The sequence below is a fragment of the Mycobacterium decipiens genome (assembly GCF_963853665.1).
GTDB classification, from domain to species: Bacteria; Actinomycetota; Actinomycetes; order Mycobacteriales; family Mycobacteriaceae; genus Mycobacterium; species Mycobacterium decipiens.
The window spans coordinates 184,386-200,737 of the sequence record NZ_OY970459.1 but is presented as its reverse complement, the minus strand read 5'-3'; the positions used below and the strand labels follow the sequence as shown (position 1 = coordinate 200,737).

Here is a 16,352-nt window from a genome sequence, read left to right as displayed (position 1 = left end):
ATGGTCAGAACCCGCCAGCTGCTCGACACGACCTGAACTAGCCTAAAACCCGTGGCGCAGCTGCCCCCGACTCCCCGGACTCGGTACGCCAGACGCGGCGAGATCGACATCGCCTACCAGGTCCTTGGCGACGGCCCGATCGATCTGCTCGTACTCCCGGGACCCTCCATCCCGATCGACACGATTGACGACGAGCCGTCGATGTATCGCTTTCATCGGCGTCTGGCGTCGTTCAGCCGGGTGATCCGGTTCGACCACCGCGGGGTCGGCTTGTCGTCGCGCGTTTCCTCGCTGGACGGGCTGGGGCCCGGGTTCTGGGCCGAGGACGCCATCGCCGTCATGGACGCGGTCGGCTGTAAACGGGCCACGATCTTCGCGTCCGGCTTCACCGCGACGACGGCATTCGTTCTCGCCGCCAACCACCCCGACCGGGTGAGCAGCCTGGTGATCATCAATGGCTCCGCACGCGCGCTGTGGGCGCCCGACTACGAACTCGGAGCCGAGTTCAACACGGCCGAGCCATTCCTCACCATCGGGATGGAGCCGGATGCGGTCGAGCGAGGCTTTGACATCCTGCGAGTTCTGGCTCCCAGCGTCGCCCAGGACAACGCCTTCCGCTCCTGGTGGGATCTCGCCGGCAACCGGGCGGCGTCGCCCAGCATGGCTCGCGCCATGTTCAACGCCGTCCGGGACGCCGATGCGCGCGACTCGCTGACCCGCATCTTGGCACCGACGCTGATCGTTCATCGCGAAGATTCGACCTTCGTCCCGCCCGAGCACGGTCGATACCTCGCCGAGCACATCGCCGGAGCACGCTTGGTCGAGTTGCCGGGGGCGGATGCCCTGTACTGGGTCGGCGATACCGCGGCGTTGCTCGACGAGGTCGAGGAGTTCATCACCGGCGTGCGTGGCTTCGTCACCGAGCGCGTGCTCACCACGATCGTGTTCACCGACATCGTCGGCTCTACCCAGCGTGCCGCCGCGCTCGGCGACGGGCGGTGGCGTGACCTGCTGGACAACCACGACGCCATCGTGCGCCACGAAATCCAGCGATTCGGCGGTCGCGAAGTCAACACCGCCGGTGACGGATTCGTCGCGACGTTCACCGGCCCGAGTGCCGCGATCGGGTGCGCCGACGAGATCGTCGACGCGGTCCGGGTGCTGGGTATCGAGGTCCGGGTCGGTATTCATGCGGGCGAGGTCGAGGTGCGCGGCGCTGATGTCGCCGGCATGGCGGTGCACATCGGTGCGCGGGTGGCGGCACTGGCCGAAGCCAGCGAGGTGCTGGTGTCCTCGACGGTCCGCGATATCGTCACCGGCTCGCGGCACAGGTTCACCGAACGCGGGGAACGCGAACTCAAGGGTGTGCCCGGCCGGTGGCGGCTGTGTGCACTAATCCGTGAGCAGGTGGGCAGCCGACCATAGCCAGCGGCTAGCCTCCGGTCAGCGCTTGTACGCTGACGGGTGTCAACTACGCCGACCTGAGGAGGTCCGTGACAGCTCCGCTTGTGCAAGACTCCGGCCTTAGCTCGGCACGGCGTATCCAGTTGGACGTTTCGGGTATGTCATGCGCGGGCTGCGCGAGCCGCGTCGAGACGAAGCTCAACAAGGTCCCCGGCGTACGCGCATCGGTCAATTTCGCAACCCGCGTCGCGACCATCGAGGCCGTTGAAGTTCCGGTCGATGAACTGTGCGCGGTGGTTGAGCAGGCCGGATACCACGCGGCTCCGCACCGGGAGGCAGCCGCCGCAGACCAACAGGGAACGGATCCGGACGCCGCCCACGCCCGCAGCCTCCTGCGGCGGCTCCTTGTCGCGGCGGTTTTGTTCGTGCCGCTGGCCGACCTGTCGACCTTGTTCGCGATCGTACCCAGTGCCAGGGTCCCGGGCTGGGGATACGCGTTGACTGCGCTGGCGGCCCCGATCGTGACATGGGCCGCCTGGCCGTTCCACTCGGTCGCTCTGCGAAACGCGCGCCGCCGGACGGCGTCGATGGAGACGCTGATCTCGGTCGGCATCGTCGCCGCCACCGCCTGGTCGCTAACGACCGTCTTCATCGACAAGCAACCGCGGGAAGCCGGGGGAATTTGGCAGGCGATTCTCAACAGCGACTCGATCTACCTTGAGGTCGCGGCCGGCGTAACGGTCTTCGTCCTCGCTGGTCGGTATTTCGAAGCGCGGGCCAAATCGAAGGCCGGCGGCGCGCTGCGCGCGCTGGCTGCACTGGGTGCCAAACACGTGGCGGTCCTGTTGCCCGACGGTGAAGAGCTGGTGATACCGGCGAGCGAACTCAAAAAGCAGCAGCGCTTCGTGACGCGACCCGGCGAAACCATCGCTGCCGACGGAGTCGTTGTCGACGGCAGCGCGGCGATCGACATGAGCGCTATGACCGGTGAGGCCAAACCGGTACGTGCGTATCGGGAGAACGCCGTCGTGGGGGGCACGGTCGTGATGGACGGCCGCCTGGTCATCGAAGCCACCGCCGTGGGTGCCGATACCCAGTTCGCCGCGATGGTCCGCCTCGTCGAGGATGCCCAGGCGCAGAAGGCGCGCGCCCAGCGCCTCGCCGATCGCATCGCGGCGGTGTTCGTGCCGGTGGTTTTCGTCATCGCTGGACTCGCCGGAGCGGCCTGGCTACTCAGTGGCGCGGGCGCGGATCGCGCATTCTCGGTCACGCTCGGGGTGCTGGTGATCGCGTGCCCGTGTGCGCTCGGGCTCGCCACTCCCACCGCCATGATGGTCGCTTCCGGACGGGGAGCGCAGCTGGGGATCTTTATCAAGGGTTACCGGGCGCTGGAAACCATCCGCAGCATCGACACCGTGGTGTTCGACAAGACCGGCACGTTAACGGTCGGGCAGCTGAGGGTGAGCTCCGCGACGACGGCAGGTTCGGGAACCGGCGGGCGGGATATCGCGGACGTTCTCGCCTTCGCCGCCGCTGTCGAAGCGGCATCTGAACACGCGGTGGCGACGGCAATCCTTGCCGCTTCCCCGGATCCCGGTCCGGTCAACGAGTTTGCCGCCATCGCGGGGTGCGGCGTTACCGGGGTAGTCGGCAACCATTACGTCGAAGTCGGCAAGCCATCCTGGATTACCCGGAACACGCCCCGCGACGCCGCCCTGGAATCCGCGCGCCGGGACGGCGAATCCCGGGGCGAGACGGTGGTGTTTGTGTCGGTCGACGGTGTCGCCTGCGCCGCCCTGACAATCGCCGACACCGTCAAGGATTCGGCGGCCGGCGCCGTCGCTGCTCTGCGCAGCCGCGGGCTGCGGACAATTCTGCTCACCGGCGACAACCAGGCCGCCGCAGACGCGGTGGCGGCACAAGTCGGCATCGACTCCACTATCGCCGATGTGCTGCCCGAAGGCAAGGTCACCGTGATCCAACGGCTCCGCGAGCAAGGACACAACGTCGCGATGGTCGGTGACGGCATCAACGACGGTCCCGCGTTGGTATGTGCCGACCTAGGATTGGCGATCGGTCGGGGCACCGACGTCGCGCTCGGAGCGGCCGACATCATCTTGGTGCGAGACGATCTGAACATTGTCCCGCAGGCGCTGGATCTGGCCCGAGCAACCATGCGGACGATCCGGATGAACATGGTCTGGGCGTTCGGCTACAACGTCGCAGCGATCCCGATAGCCACCGCCGGCCTGCTCAACCCTCTGATTGCCGGTGCCGCCATGGCCTTCTCGTCGTTCTTTGTCGTGTCAAACAGCTTGCGGCTACGCAACTTTGGCTCTCGATAGCATGTGACGCATGGCCGAACACGCCAACCGCTCCCCAATCACCCACTAACTCAGCGCCGCATCCGCGACAACTCGCGAAGCATCGCGTTGTAGGCTTCCAGCTCGTCGTCGGCGTAGTCGCTATCCGCATGCCGGTCCTCGCGGGAGGCCACTCGGCGGTCTTGGCGCGCCCACTGGGTAACCAGCGCCACGATGACGATGATGACCGGCAATTCCGTTAGGCTCCAAGCAATTCCACCGCCGAGATGCTGGTCAGCGACGATGCTCGTCAGCCAAGGCAGATTGACGGAACGATAGAACGTATCGCCCACCGCCGATGACATTGTCATCAGTGCGATCCCGAAGAAGGCGTGGAACGGCATCACCGCGAACAGCAGCCCGATCCGACCCGGGTAGGGAAGTCGGCGCGGCCCGGGATCGATGCCGATGATTGCCCAGTAGAATAGATACCCGACCACCAGGAAATGGATTGCCATGAACTCGTGGCCCCAGTGGTAACGGACGAAGGTATCGAACAGCGGTGTGAAATAGACGATATAGGGCGAGGCCACAAAGAGGACGAACGCGGTGATCGGGTGCGACAGGAAAGTCGTTACCCGGGAGTGCAATAGCCACGTCAGCCATTCGCGTGGGCCGGGCGGCTGTCCGTCACCGGCGGCCGGCAGCACGCGCAGCGCCAGTGTGACCGGGCCACCGAGAACCAAGAGGACCGGGATGAACATGTTCAGTGTCATGTGTTCAGCCATGTGCACGCTGAACATCGCCGAACCATAGGCCCGAACACCTGAGCTGCTGGTGAATACCAGTGCGGCGCAACCGGTCAGCCAGGCAACCAGTCTGCCCACCGGCCAAGAGTTGCCGCGCCGCCGCAGCCGGACGAAGCCCACCACGTATCCGATAGCGAGACCCACGCCGGCGGCTCCGATCAGGGTGTCGAAACGCCACACGGTGAGCACGCCGACAATGGTCGGTGGTTGCGCCAGTTCATAGCCGAGGAAGACGTCCCATGCCGTGAACGGGTGGGTGAGGAAGCGCGGCGCGGTCATAACGGCCATTGCGGCTATCGCGGCCATGGCAGCCATCATGGCCAGTGCGGCACCCGAGCCACCGCTTCCGGAAGGTGGCGGCCTGACAATCAACCGCCGGCAGTCGGACAACCACACCAGCATCAGGAGAAGTCCTGCGGCCAAGCCGAGCCGGGCGAAGTCCGAATCGATCGAGAAGCCCGGGACGAAAAGATAGAGCAGCATCGCCCCGTACGCCAGCGCGAGCGCGCCACAGATCACCTGCGTCGCCAGGATGGCGCGGCTCGGTATCGTTCCCGTCAACGCCGCAGCGGTCTTGAGCCCGGTCCAGGTTGCGAACGCGACCGCGAAGACGATCGCAGCGCTCGTGGCGTAGTCATGGTCGGGCCCCTGTCCGGGATTGCCGGTCACCGCGGTCGCGACGACGGCGAGCGCGGTAGGGACCAACAACACCAAGTGCCCAAGCCAACGAGTGTTGAGGCGCAACGCCACCGCAACCACCAGGGCGCAGACCGCCGCAACAATCCACCCACGTGACATCTCGGAAGCGGCAACAGAGTCGGGCAGTGCGCCACTACCCAGCAGCCTGGCGGGCGCAACTCCGGTGTCGTGGGCGGCCTGAATCACCACCATCGTTGCTGCGAGCCCCAGCCAGACAGGCGAAACACGTTCTGCCATCAGGTGAATCCGGAACGCCGCGGCATCGATCAAGCCATCTGGTTCGGGCCTCGACATCACGACCACGTAGACCAGCGCGCCTAGACACAGCGCACCCGCCAGCGACGCGGCAAAGTACCCAACCGGCTCAGCGACGCTGAGGAAGGCACCGGGATAGGGATTGCCGGCCGCGGCGTAGCGGCGCGTTCCCGACACCAGCCCGAAGGCCGCGACCGCCGCACAGACACCCAGCAGTCCAACTAGCATCTGTACTATCACCATGGAGTTCGACCGGGGAGCTGGCACGGCCGACGGCGTGCACCTGGCGGCCCCGTGAGTCTCCACTCCCTGAGCTTACGGCGCGTCGTAGCCGATGCCCATTGGCCGGGAACCTCCGGTTCCCCGGCACCCACCGAGTAGCCGATGAATCGCATATTCTTCTCAGACCGTGGACGCCGAACCCGAAAGTGACTGGATGACTTCCCCCGACCTGGGCCGCCGAGCTTCGCATGATCGCTGACCTAATGCTTCGCTGGGTGGTGACCGGACTGTTCGCGCTAAGTGGCACCGGATACGCCGTCAGAATCCTCACTCGACGACAACCGTGGACCGCGGTCGTCAGCCATAGTGTGCATCTGGTGATGGCGATTGCCATGGTGGTCATGGCCTGGCCTTGGGGCGCACGGTTGCCGACGACCGGGCCCGCCTTGTTCTTCCTGCTGGCGACCGTGTGGTTCGTGACGATGACCGTGCTCGCAGCCCGAACGATCGCCCAACGGGCGGTGTGGATCTACCACGCCTCGATGGTGGCGGCGATGGCGTGGATGTACGCCGTCATGGACGGCCATCTGCTGCCCGGCCAGTCGGGCGCGCATCACCGGGCATCCGCGGACATGTCGATGCCCGGCATGGACATGGCGACAACGCACCCGCCAGGGTGCGGCGGCTCGCCGGGATGGATCAGCTCGGTGAACTGGTTTTGGCTCCTGGGCTTCGCGGTCGCGGCCCTCTATTGGGTCTATCGGTCCGTGATCGAGCGACCGCGCGGTGGGGCCGGTTTCTTGCGCAGTTCACTGACGCGCTTCGGTCAGGCGATGATGGCCGCGGGTATGGCTATCATGTTCGCCGCCATGCTGTTTCGTGTCTAGTGGCCTGGCTTCGTATCGCTGGCCTTACAACACTTCTTGATAGGTGCCACCCTCAATCGCGGGCGCAGCTTGCCGTGGAATCGTCAAACTCTCCCGAAGCTCTGCCACCGGCACCTCCGCGTAGCGTCGCCAGTCCCAACTCCCAAATGTGATGTCGGCGTTGCATTCGAGGCCGCGCCGAAAAGCATCCATATAGCCGGCGGGATCCAATAGCCCGGTCGTCGGTTGTGCGCGGAAGTCGATCTTAATGCCGGCCTGAAACTGCAGCAGTACCAGCAACAGCAGCGCAAATGGATTCCGCGCCTTATATCCGGCCGCGAACGCTCCCACCAGAATCTCACCGGTGGGCGCCGTCGAATACGCGGCCAGCACATGGGCAACGTCGTGTGGAACAATAAACTCACCCGTTGTGCGCCTTTCGCCGGGAAACCTCAAGTTGTTACGAACATAGTGAGCCCAGAGTTCGCGTCCGAGTAACCCCGGGTCGAGGAGGCCGAGCCTCTGATAGGAAGCAGCCAGTTCGGGGTCGGTCGATAACCCGAGCAAGCCGGACATATTGTCCCAGAAGCCTTTCAGAACCTGAATACGCGACGTGCCGTGGCTGCTCATGAGCTTTGCCCTAATCCGCATCGCCCCGATGAATTCGCGCCCGCGAGCAATGTCGAGCAGGTCATCCAGGAACCTCTCATAGCAACCGAGCGCCCTAGCGATATTCCGGCTCGCCTCGACTCGCGGCAACTGAACCTTCCCGTGCGCGAAGATCGCGGCCGTCATCAGGAATAACGCGCAGCGTTTGGCAACGTCGGACTCGAGCCTGACCGATCGTTCGTCGGCCGGTCGCTCGGCGAGCTCCCGCCAGTCGATGTCGCCATCGGCGAGGTACACACTTGCAGCTTCCAGGAGACTCTGATCTGCTTCTGCGAGACCGTCGGACTTGGCAATGCTCGCCATTGCAGCAATACCTATTTCCAGGTCACGTTTCGTTGGCAACCGCCTAGGATTTTCGGCGGCCATGTCCGACGGATCTTCCCGAGAAGTCATCGTGCAATGATATCCATGCGGAAGCGCCTTGACATTTGTTGCCCGGCCTCTCAGGAAGCCGCTAGTACCGGCAGCAAGCGCAGCAGGATGCGGGCCGAACTGGCCGCCACCTCATTGACAAACCGATTGAAGTCCAATCCCGAGTCGGCCCCGGCGAGATCGGAGAGCGCACGAATGACCAGCCACGGTATCTCGAAGGACTCGCAGATTTGGGCGAGCGCACCGCCCTCCATTTCGACCGCTAAGCCGCCGAGTTCGTGGCGCAGCCGGTTGCGGGCGCGCTCGCAGTGGACATATTGGTCACCGGTCAGGATGGTGCCGTAGTTGATCCGTGGTGGCCGGCCACCGCCTCCCGCGGCGGCGGACAGAGGCGCCAACGCCAACCCCTCGAGACGGTGCTTGACCCGATCGATGACCGCGGGATCAACCGGGTATCCAAAGCGCTCGGTCGGCTCGATGAAGGGGATGTGTCCAGGCTGATACGGGTGCAACCCCTCGTCGGTGAGCAGACCGAAATCGTGCTGAACGACCCGGTCGGCGATCACGATGTCACCGATGCACAGTTCGGGGTCCAGCCCTCCCGCCACTCCAGTGAAAACGATAGTGCGACACCGGAATCGGTCGGCGAGCAGTGTTGCGGTCAGGCTGGTGTTGACCTTACCCATGCCGGCCGCTGCCAACACGACCCGGTGCGCTTCGAGCTGGCCGCTTTCGAAGACGAGCTGCGCGACCCGTTGGCGCTTCGCGCCGTGCAGGACACCGCGTAGATACGCCAACTCTTGCGGGATCGCACAGATGACGCCGACCGTCACCGCCATCCATCCGGTCGCAAACTCGATCTCCAATCGCCGGTCACCGCCGGTTAGCGGCTCCCCCGTACGCGGGCGATTGTATCGAGAGTTGGAGCCCTCGGCGCCGGCCCGACGTCAGCAGCGCTCGACACCTCTGCGCATAAGGCGCAGGTCAGAGTCCTGCGGGCGCTGTCTGCTGCGCAGCATCGCGCGCAGCGCGTCGCAGGCACGCGCCTTGATTGGCGCGACTACCTCGCGGCTGGTAGAGCTCTGGCTGATCCAGGTCGGCAGTGTTGTCACGGCGTTGGTCCTTCGTCAGTCCGGTGACATTGCGCCACCTGATCCAAGTTCACCCATGCGGCCTTACCAGCGCGCCGCGTTGGGGTAAACAGTTCGAAACACGGGCGTGATGTCCGACACAGCCCGGGGCCCTTTGTCAGGTCAGCATGCGGCTCGTTCGAGGTCGAGCAGCTGCTCACCGCGCCGCTCAACATCATAGGCCTTGCGCCCACCGCGCACCCCAAACAGCCGCTTGGAAATCAGCAAGTAGACGACGGCGGCAGCATTGATGCCGAAGGTCACCACCCGGGTCATCGTGATGCCCTTGGTCAGATCGTGGATCTCCAGGGGCAGGAAGATCGAGGTGGCCACCACCGCGAAGTACTCGCCCCAGCGCTTCAGCAACCACAAACCGATCGCCTCGACGGTCTGCAGCACCGCGTAAGCACTCAACATGAGGGTGATCAGGGTCAACGTGGACGGTTTGGCGGCCAGCGCCTTCTCCAACGCGTGTATCACCGTCATCTGATCGACCTTGAATCCGGCGGCACGGAAGATCGGCAGGTCCCGATCCAGGGTCGCTTGGATGGCTCCCCGCGCACCGCGAAACTGCCACACCGCCCACGCGGCCAGCGCCAACACCAACGCCCGGAATAGCCGTTCGACCGCAAGCGCACGAATGATGATGGCCTGGCGTAACGCCTTGCCGCGCATAATCATCGGCGCAGCTTCGGGATCACCGCGCCCATGCGGCTCGCCGAGCGCAAAGTCGCCGCAGCGCAAGCAGCGCCACACTTCGCCCAGCCCGGTGCTGGCGCTGAGCCGCGCAGCAAGTGCCTCGTCGTTCGGCGCATAGGTGACATGCCCCCCGAGACCGCAGGTGATCAACTCCCACCGGTTGATGATGCGATTTTGACTCTTGGCCACTTGCGCTCCTTCGGTGTCGGTCTGAGGCCGGGATGCGCCGATCATTCAATGCGGGCAACGAACCGCGCAAGATAACGCGCACACGGCGATTGGGTCCTCCCCGATTAGACGGGCGCGCGCCACGTAACGAGTACCCGGCCGTAGAGCAGCCGCCGGACACGTGCGTCGGGAAGCAGGGCACGGACGAGTCCGCGTAGCTCATGCAAAGTCTGCGGGGGCGGCCACTTGATCGGAGCGGAGTGTTCCCACTTGCCCTTGACGCGATTGGCCATCCCGCACGCCACCCAGCTTGTCAAGTGCCATAATCCGTTTCGCAGCGAGGGCTTCACGAAGGTGATCACGGCCAGCGTCCCGCCGGGAGTCATCAGACTGGCGAGCCGGCTCAGTGCCGCACGAGTGTCCTCGATGTGATGCAGGGTGGCATTGGAGACGACGGCGTCGAAGCCCGCGTTGGGCAGCTCGGCCGTCATGATGTCGCCGTGTAGCCAGCGGACCGGTGCCTGGGCAAACCGGGCCTGTGCTCGTTGCAGAACGGGCGCATCAACATCGACCGCCGTGACGTCCGGTATGCGTTGAGCCAGCCGGGCCGCCAGGAACCCGTCGCCGCACCCGACGTCGAGAACGCGCCGGGCGCTGGGCGGCACCTCGGAATCCAGCAGTGCGTCGTAGTGGATGTTGACGTTCCACGGTTGGTCCACGGGTGCGGTCACGAGCTACATAGTGCTTGGTCGCTGTGCAGCCGGCAAAAGCCCAACCGGGCCCCTCCGACGACGGCGCTGGTAGCCGGTGGCCCCGGCCCCTATTCTGGCCCGATCGTTGCCGTGGCAGGCTCGCGGAGGAAGAGGATTGACGGTGAACCACGATGTGCTGACCGTGATCGGCGTGGGCGGTATGGGCCACGCCATTGCTCGGCGGTTGGGCTGCGGCAAGACGGTGCTGTTGGCCGACAACAACGAAGAGGCGCTGATCGGTGTGGCCGAATCGCTATCCGCGGCCGGCCATCACATCGAAAGCTCAAGCGTCGACGTCTCGTCAGCGGATTCGGTTCGTGCTCTCGCCGCACTGGCCGCCTCCCTTGGCAACGTCACGCAGCTCGCGCACACGGCCGGACTCTCACCGTCGCAGGCGTCGGCCAAAGCGATTCTGGCCGTGGATCTGCTTGGCGTCGCGCTGGTGTTGCAGGAGTTCGGTGAAGTGATCGCGCCGGGCGGCGCGGGCGTCGTGATCGCCAGCATGGCAAGCCACCTGTTGCCACCGCTGAGTTCCGAGCACCAATATGCGTTGGCCCATGACCCGCCGGGCGAGTTGCTTCAGCTGGACTTCATCCGCCGAGTGAGTGAGCCCGCCTTCGCCTACCCAATAGCTAAGCAAGCCAACCTCGTTCGAGTTCGCGCCGCCAGCGCGCACTGGGGCCGTCGGCGGGCCCGCGTCAATTCGATCAGTCCCGGCATCATCTTTACGCCGATGGGACAACGGGAACTTGGCTCGCCGGTCGGCGATGGCATGCGATCGATGATCGCCGCGTCGGCGACGGGTCGAATCGGAACACCGGACGACATCGCCGCGGCAGCCGCTTTCCTGCTCGGACCCGACGCCACCTTCATCACCGGCACCGACCTGCTGGTCGACGGGGGTGCGGTCGCCGCTTTAGCGGCGGGCGGCAAGGGGACTGCCTCACCACGCCACCCGGCAAGGGGGTGATTCATCAAATGTCGCCGGCGCAAAATTTCCACACGCCATTGACGAATTTCTCACGTGTCATTGGTGAAACTTGGGGCTGCCGGTGATGAGTTCCGCGACATGCCTGGTCCCAGGAGGCACACGGAAGTGGTCCGCAGCCAGCCGTTTTGCACCTGCCCGCTGAGCCTTGCCTGCCATCGGCGAAATTTTTGCGCGACCGTTGGTGAATTTCTTTTCATGCCGTTGGTGAATTTCATCATTGGCATAGCTCATGGGATCTACAGCCAAACTAGTAGAGCGATTGCGCTAGTTGATGCTAATTCTTGGTAGCCGCAGGCCGCCAAACTGCAATGGCAATGGTTTACGGAGGTAATTGGCGCATGTACGCCACGGTTCGGCGCAACGTCCCGCCGGGGTTGTCCAGAGCAGTGTGCCGGGGCCTGCCTGCGCCGGTGGATGTGTGCCCGAGTAGCGTGCTGCGGGTGCGGGCGGGGTGGGCGCGAATCGCGAACGGCTACCCGGAGCGAGCACACATGACCGAGGGGATCGCAGCGGTGCACCCACGCCTGGACACCATCGAGTGACAGATGTCGGGTTTGCGGCTGACCACCAAGGTTCAGGTTAGCGGCTGGCGTTTCCTGTTACGCCGGCTCGAGCATGCCATCGTGCGCCGTGACACCCGGATGTTCGACGACCCGATGCAGTTCTACAGCCGGTCGGCCGCTCTTGGCATCGTCGTCGCGGTGCTGATTCTGGCGGGCGCCGCGCTGCTGGCCTACTTCAAACCACAGGGCAAGCTCGGCGCCACCAGCCTGCTCACCGACCGCGCGACCAACCAGCTTTATGTGATCCTGTCGGGACAGTTGCATCCGGTCTACAACCTGACTTCGGCGCGGCTGGCGCTGGGCAACCCGGCCACCCCGGCCACCGTGAGCTCCTCCGAATTGAGCAAGCTGCCCATGGGCCAGACCATCGGCATCCCCGGCGCCCCCTACGCCACCCCCGTTTCGGGGGGCAGCACCTCGATCTGGACCCTGTGCGACACCGTCGCCCGAGCCGACACCGCGTCCCCGGCGGTGCAGACAGCGGTCATCGCGATGCCGCTGGTGATCGATCCCGCGATCGATCCGCTGCAGGCCCACCAGGCGGTGCTGGTGTCCTACCAGGACCGGACGTGGGTCGTCACCCGCAAGGGACGCCACGCCATCGATCTGACCGACCGGGCCCTCACCTCGCCGATAGGGATACCCGTGACCGCCACGGCGACCCCGATCTCGGAGGGCATGTTCAACGCGCTACCCGACATGGGGTCCTGGCAGCTGCCGCCGATACCGGCCGCCGGCGCGCCCAACGATCTGGGGTTACCTGCCGATCTGGTGATCGGGTCGGTATTCCAGATCCACACCGACCAGGGGCCACAACGCTTTGTGGTGCTGCGCGACGGGATTGCGCGGGTGAACGCCGAAACCGCGGGAGCGCTGCGCGACAAGGAATCCTACGGATTGGTAGAGCCGCCGTCGGTGTCGCCGAATCTGATCGTCGACATGCCCCAAACGGTGTATGACTCACCGCTGCCCGACGAACCGCTCAACATTGTGTCCCGGCCGGAGGCTCCCACGCTGTGCTGGTCGTGGGAGCGCGGCGGCGGTGACCAATCGCCGCGGACCACAGTGCTGTCCGGCCGGCATCTACCGATACCGCCGGCGGCGATGAACATGGGAATTAAGCAGATCCATGGGACGGCAACCATTTTCCTGGACGGCGGGAAGCTCGTGGCGTTGCAGTCCCCGGATCCCCGCTACACCGAATCGATCTACTATGTCGATCCGCAGGGCGTGCGTTACGGGGTGCCCGACGCGGACGCGGCGACGACGCTGGGTCTGAGCTCGCCGCAAAACGCCCCCCGCGAGATCATCCGACTCCTGGTTGACGGCCCGGTGCTGTCCAAGGATGCCGCCCTGCTCGAGCACGACACGGTGCCGGTCGACCCAAGCCCCCGAAAAGTTCCCGCCGGAGACTCCGGAGCACACTGATGGAGGCGATTCAGGTCACGGTGCGGTCGGCACGACGTTAGGCGCGCCGGCTGAAGCTCAAGGTCTCGCCACGGACTCCGCCCAGCCAAAGGTCCTGACAGGCCGCGGCCATATCGGGGAGACCGTCGACGACGGCGCCGAAGACGTTGCCCGGCACCCACCCCTGGTCACCGTTGATCAGTAGGTTGTTCCGTCCATAGAACAGCGCGAGGTCGACGATCGCACCGGTCGTGCCCGTCCCGGCGCTCTTCTCGTACCCGTATGCCGGGTTGCCAAGGTCGTCGGAGTCGAACGAGAACCAGCACAGGTCGCCCGGGATCGGGGTCACCGTGGTGTTCTCCTTACCCGGGTCGCTCGCCGAAAACGCCGGCAACAGTGTGTAGATCTCATTGCGCGCATACTTGCCGTGGAACACCGCCGCCGACAGCGGTAACGCATCCCAGACCGCCGCACAGGTGCGGGGTGCCTCGCTGTCCAGCAATACGGCAACGCAGCTCACGTTGCGCTTGTCCAACGACACGGTGATGTATCTGCTCATCGCACCTCCTCGGCCAGCAGTGCCGGTTCACTCAAGTGCCATTCGGTAGCGACCTGATAAGCCTGGCCGACTCGAAGAACCAAGGCATCGGCGTGCCGGGGCCCGACGACCTGCAGCCCGACCGGCAGTCCAGCCGCGGTGAATCCACACGACACACTCAACGCAGGCTGCTGGGTCAGGTTGAACGGATAGGTGTACGGCGTCCAGCTCGTCCAGTCCGGCGAAGTCCAACCGTCCGGCACATCCTGCCCGGCGTCGAAAGCGGGCAACGGAAGGGTCGGGGTGAGAAGGACATCGTAGGTTTGGTGAAGCCTGCCCATCACCACACCGAGGTCCATCCGCACGGCGGTCGCGTCCAGGAAGTCGGCCGCGGAGTAGGTCGCCCCGGTCGCCGCGGTCCGCCGCAGCCCGGGATCCACCCGATCGTCCACGGCGTCTCCGTAGGCCCGCAGCAGTTGAGCCTCCGCGGAGAACCACAGCACGTGGAACGCTTCGACCGGATCCGCAAAACCCGGATCGACTTGGTCCACTTCGGCTCCGGCGCGGGCTAGCACATCAACCGCGGCCCGCACCACGTCGTCGACCTCCGGGTCGTTGCGGACGAAACCCAAGTTCGGCGAAAAGGCGATCCGCAGTCCCGCGACGCCGTCGTCGAGCCCGTCCAGGAACGACCTGGTCGGGGTTGGCATGGCGGACCAATCCCGGGCGTCGAAACCGCTGATCACGTCGAGCAGCGCCGCGCAGTCCCGCACCGACCGTGTCATCGGTCCAGCGTGAGACAACGTGCCAAACGGACTGGGCGGGAATATCGGGATTAGCCCGTAAGTGGGCTTCAATGCGACCGTGCCGGTGAAGCCCGCAGGGATCCGGACCGAGCCGCCACCGTCTGTGCCAACCGACCACGCCCCCATGCCGAGGGCAATCGCTGCCGCACTGCCACCACTCGATCCACCCGGTGTCTTGCCGGGATCCCAGGGGTTGCGGGTAACGCCGTGCCGGAACGAATCCGTCACGCCCTTCCAGGAGCACTCCGGAGTCGTGGTCTTGCCGATGATGACCGCACCCGCCTCCCGCAGCCTCGCGACGCTCGGCGCGTCCTGCTCCCACGGACCTGCTTCGTCGATCAGGGTGCTGCCGCGCAGGGTCGGCCAGCCACGCGTCCACAAGGCGTCCTTGACCGAGGTCGGCACGCCGTCACCGGGGCCTAGCGGCTCACCCGCGTGCCACCGGGTCTCCGACTCTTTCGCGGCAGCCAGTGCGCCCTCGGCGTCCACCACGACAAAGGCATTCACCTGACTGTCGTACCGGTCGATCGCCTCCAGCGCGGCTGTGGTGGCCTCGACCGGCGAGAGCGTCCTTTTCCGGTACGCCTCGACCAGATCGACCGCCGAAGGAATCATTGAGCCGAACCTCCCCAACTGGCTGTCACCGGCCTACCGGGAACGTAGCCGAGCTTCTTGTCCACCACATTCAGCAAAGCTTCGCCCGCCAGCCAACGCCGGACGTTCTCCGCATACTGTGCGGCCAGGGTGTCACGCCAGCCGACGACATCACCCGACATGTGCGCGGTGATCGTCACGTTGGGCGCGTCCCACAATGGATGCCCGCTAGGCAGCGGTTCCACCGTGCACACGTCCAGCGTCGCACCACTGATCCATCCGTCACGCAGCGCTGCGAGCAGAACGGGCTCGTCGACGAGCGCGCCCCGCGCGACATTGATCAGGTGCGCGTCGGGCTTCATCGCCCTCAGCACCGTCGCATCCACCAGACCGCGGGTCTCTTCGGTCAGCGGTGCGGCCAGGACGAGGTAGTCGCACCAGCCGGCCGCGGCCGAAAGGTCGCCACTGGCAACCACTTCGCCGAAGTCAGCATCGCCAGCACGCGCCGTCCGACCCACGCCCCGTACCCGCATCCCGACGGCGCGCAACAGCCGCGCGATCTCCCGGCCTATCCGGCCTGTGCCGACCACGAGAGCCGTCGCGCCAGTCACCCGCCGCGTCTCGCGGTGCTCCCATTGGTGTCGCCGCTGCAGGTCGAAACTGCGACGGCTGTCCTTGGCGTGCGCGATCACCGCGCCGAGCACATACTCCGCGATCGGCCGGTCGAACACCCCCGCAGCGTTGGTCACCACCACATCGGAGGCTCGCAGCTCGTCGAAGAGCAACGTGTCCACCCCGGCCGCGGCGACGTGGATCCAATCGACGGCACCGGCGTCGGCCCAAACGTCCCGAACCGCCGTGGAGAAGTAGTCCCAAAGCAGCAATCCGCGGGCTCCCCGGACAGCGACGGCCAATCCGTCGGCGGTGCAGTACCGGAAGTCCACCTCCAGTCCGCCCAGCCCCCGCGGCCGCTCGGTCGCCCGTTCACAGAGCACCGCAACAATCGGTCGCCCACTATCGATCGCGGCCCCGGCAGCCGGCTGAGGTTCGCGACGCATCGCCACGCGATCGAGGCTAGGAACGCAACTGTCCGATTGTCAACAAT

Annotated in this window: 16 protein-coding genes; 6 read left to right on the top strand and 10 right to left on the bottom strand. The window is 65.5% G+C overall.

Going from position 1 to position 16,352, the window contains the following annotated elements:
• Positions 1 to 51 precede the first annotated feature (51 nt).
• Positions 52 to 1,425, top strand: a complete 1,374-nt coding sequence (locus AADZ55_RS00950; protein ID WP_085327430.1) for an adenylate/guanylate cyclase domain-containing protein — start codon at positions 52 to 54, stop codon at positions 1,423 to 1,425.
• Positions 1,426 to 1,493: 68 nt separating this feature from the next.
• Positions 1,494 to 3,749: a heavy metal translocating P-type ATPase gene (locus tag AADZ55_RS00945; RefSeq protein ID WP_085327431.1), complete on the top strand. Its 2,256-nt coding sequence runs from the start codon at positions 1,494 to 1,496 to the stop codon at positions 3,747 to 3,749.
• Between the two features lie 50 nt (positions 3,750 to 3,799).
• Here AADZ55_RS00945 and AADZ55_RS00940 read toward each other — a convergent pair whose 3' ends face one another.
• Positions 3,800 to 5,776, bottom strand: coding sequence for a cytochrome c oxidase assembly protein (locus AADZ55_RS00940; protein ID WP_085327432.1), 1,977 nt, complete (start codon positions 5,774 to 5,776; stop codon positions 3,800 to 3,802).
• 164 nt (positions 5,777 to 5,940) lie between these two features.
• Here AADZ55_RS00940 and AADZ55_RS00935 point away from each other — a divergent pair, with 164 nt between their 5' ends.
• Positions 5,941 to 6,579: a DUF5134 domain-containing protein gene (locus AADZ55_RS00935; RefSeq protein WP_085327433.1), complete on the top strand. Its 639-nt coding sequence runs from the start codon at positions 5,941 to 5,943 to the stop codon at positions 6,577 to 6,579.
• 24 nt (positions 6,580 to 6,603) lie between these two features.
• Here AADZ55_RS00935 and AADZ55_RS00930 read toward each other — a convergent pair whose 3' ends face one another.
• The 5 genes from AADZ55_RS00930 to AADZ55_RS00910 form a co-directional block, all read right to left on the bottom strand.
• Positions 6,604 to 7,620, bottom strand: coding sequence for a hypothetical protein (locus tag AADZ55_RS00930; protein WP_085327434.1), 1,017 nt, complete (start codon positions 7,618 to 7,620; stop codon positions 6,604 to 6,606).
• Positions 7,621 to 7,670: 50 nt separating this feature from the next.
• Positions 7,671 to 8,438 (bottom strand): 5'-methylthioadenosine/adenosylhomocysteine nucleosidase, encoded by a 768-nt coding sequence (locus AADZ55_RS00925; RefSeq protein ID WP_085327444.1) that lies wholly within the window; start codon positions 8,436 to 8,438, stop codon positions 7,671 to 7,673.
• A 108-nt stretch (positions 8,439 to 8,546) separates the two neighbouring features.
• Positions 8,547 to 8,711 carry a hypothetical protein gene (locus tag AADZ55_RS00920; protein ID WP_165759466.1) on the bottom strand — a complete coding sequence of 55 codons (165 nt, stop codon included), beginning with the start codon at positions 8,709 to 8,711 and terminating at the stop codon, positions 8,547 to 8,549.
• 141 nt (positions 8,712 to 8,852) lie between these two features.
• Positions 8,853 to 9,617, bottom strand: coding sequence for a DUF2127 domain-containing protein (locus AADZ55_RS00915; RefSeq protein WP_085327445.1), 765 nt, complete (start codon positions 9,615 to 9,617; stop codon positions 8,853 to 8,855).
• 104 nt (positions 9,618 to 9,721) lie between these two features.
• Positions 9,722 to 10,315, bottom strand: a complete 594-nt coding sequence (locus AADZ55_RS00910; protein WP_085327446.1) for a class I SAM-dependent methyltransferase — start codon at positions 10,313 to 10,315, stop codon at positions 9,722 to 9,724.
• Between the two features lie 154 nt (positions 10,316 to 10,469).
• On the opposite strand from AADZ55_RS00910, the gene AADZ55_RS00905 reads away from it, so the two are divergent.
• Positions 10,470 to 11,318, top strand: coding sequence for an SDR family oxidoreductase (locus AADZ55_RS00905; protein ID WP_085327435.1), 849 nt, complete (start codon positions 10,470 to 10,472; stop codon positions 11,316 to 11,318).
• 57 nt (positions 11,319 to 11,375) lie between these two features.
• On the opposite strand, the gene AADZ55_RS00900 is transcribed toward AADZ55_RS00905, so the two are convergent.
• A complete protein-coding gene (locus AADZ55_RS00900; protein ID WP_085327436.1) occupies positions 11,376 to 11,570 on the bottom strand; it encodes a hypothetical protein in 195 nt (64 codons plus the stop codon).
• Between the two features lie 107 nt (positions 11,571 to 11,677).
• Between AADZ55_RS00900 and AADZ55_RS00895 the strand changes: the two genes are divergently transcribed.
• Both AADZ55_RS00895 and eccB read left to right on the top strand, forming a co-directional pair.
• Entirely contained in the window at positions 11,678 to 11,881 is a 204-nt protein-coding gene (locus tag AADZ55_RS00895) for a hypothetical protein (protein WP_085327437.1), read from the top strand.
• A gap of 3 nt (positions 11,882 to 11,884) precedes the next feature.
• On the top strand, positions 11,885 to 13,330 hold the full coding sequence (eccB, locus tag AADZ55_RS00890; protein ID WP_341286249.1) for a type VII secretion protein EccB: 1,446 nt from the start codon (positions 11,885 to 11,887) through the stop codon (positions 13,328 to 13,330).
• Positions 13,331 to 13,367: 37 nt separating this feature from the next.
• Here the strand turns inward: eccB and AADZ55_RS00885 are convergent, their stop codons facing one another.
• The 3 genes from AADZ55_RS00885 to AADZ55_RS00875 are packed head-to-tail and all read right to left on the bottom strand — an operon-like array spanning position 13,368 to position 16,305.
• Positions 13,368 to 13,868 carry a DUF3830 family protein gene (locus tag AADZ55_RS00885; protein WP_085326816.1) on the bottom strand — a complete coding sequence of 167 codons (501 nt, stop codon included), beginning with the start codon at positions 13,866 to 13,868 and terminating at the stop codon, positions 13,368 to 13,370.
• Positions 13,865 to 15,268: an amidase gene (locus AADZ55_RS00880; RefSeq protein ID WP_085326817.1), complete on the bottom strand. Its 1,404-nt coding sequence runs from the start codon at positions 15,266 to 15,268 to the stop codon at positions 13,865 to 13,867. The genes AADZ55_RS00885 and AADZ55_RS00880 overlap by 4 nt, the downstream gene beginning before the upstream one ends.
• Positions 15,265 to 16,305: a D-2-hydroxyacid dehydrogenase gene (locus AADZ55_RS00875; RefSeq protein WP_085326851.1), complete on the bottom strand. Its 1,041-nt coding sequence runs from the start codon at positions 16,303 to 16,305 to the stop codon at positions 15,265 to 15,267. Before AADZ55_RS00875 ends, AADZ55_RS00880 begins: the two co-directional genes overlap by 4 nt.
• Positions 16,306 to 16,352 lie beyond the last annotated feature (47 nt).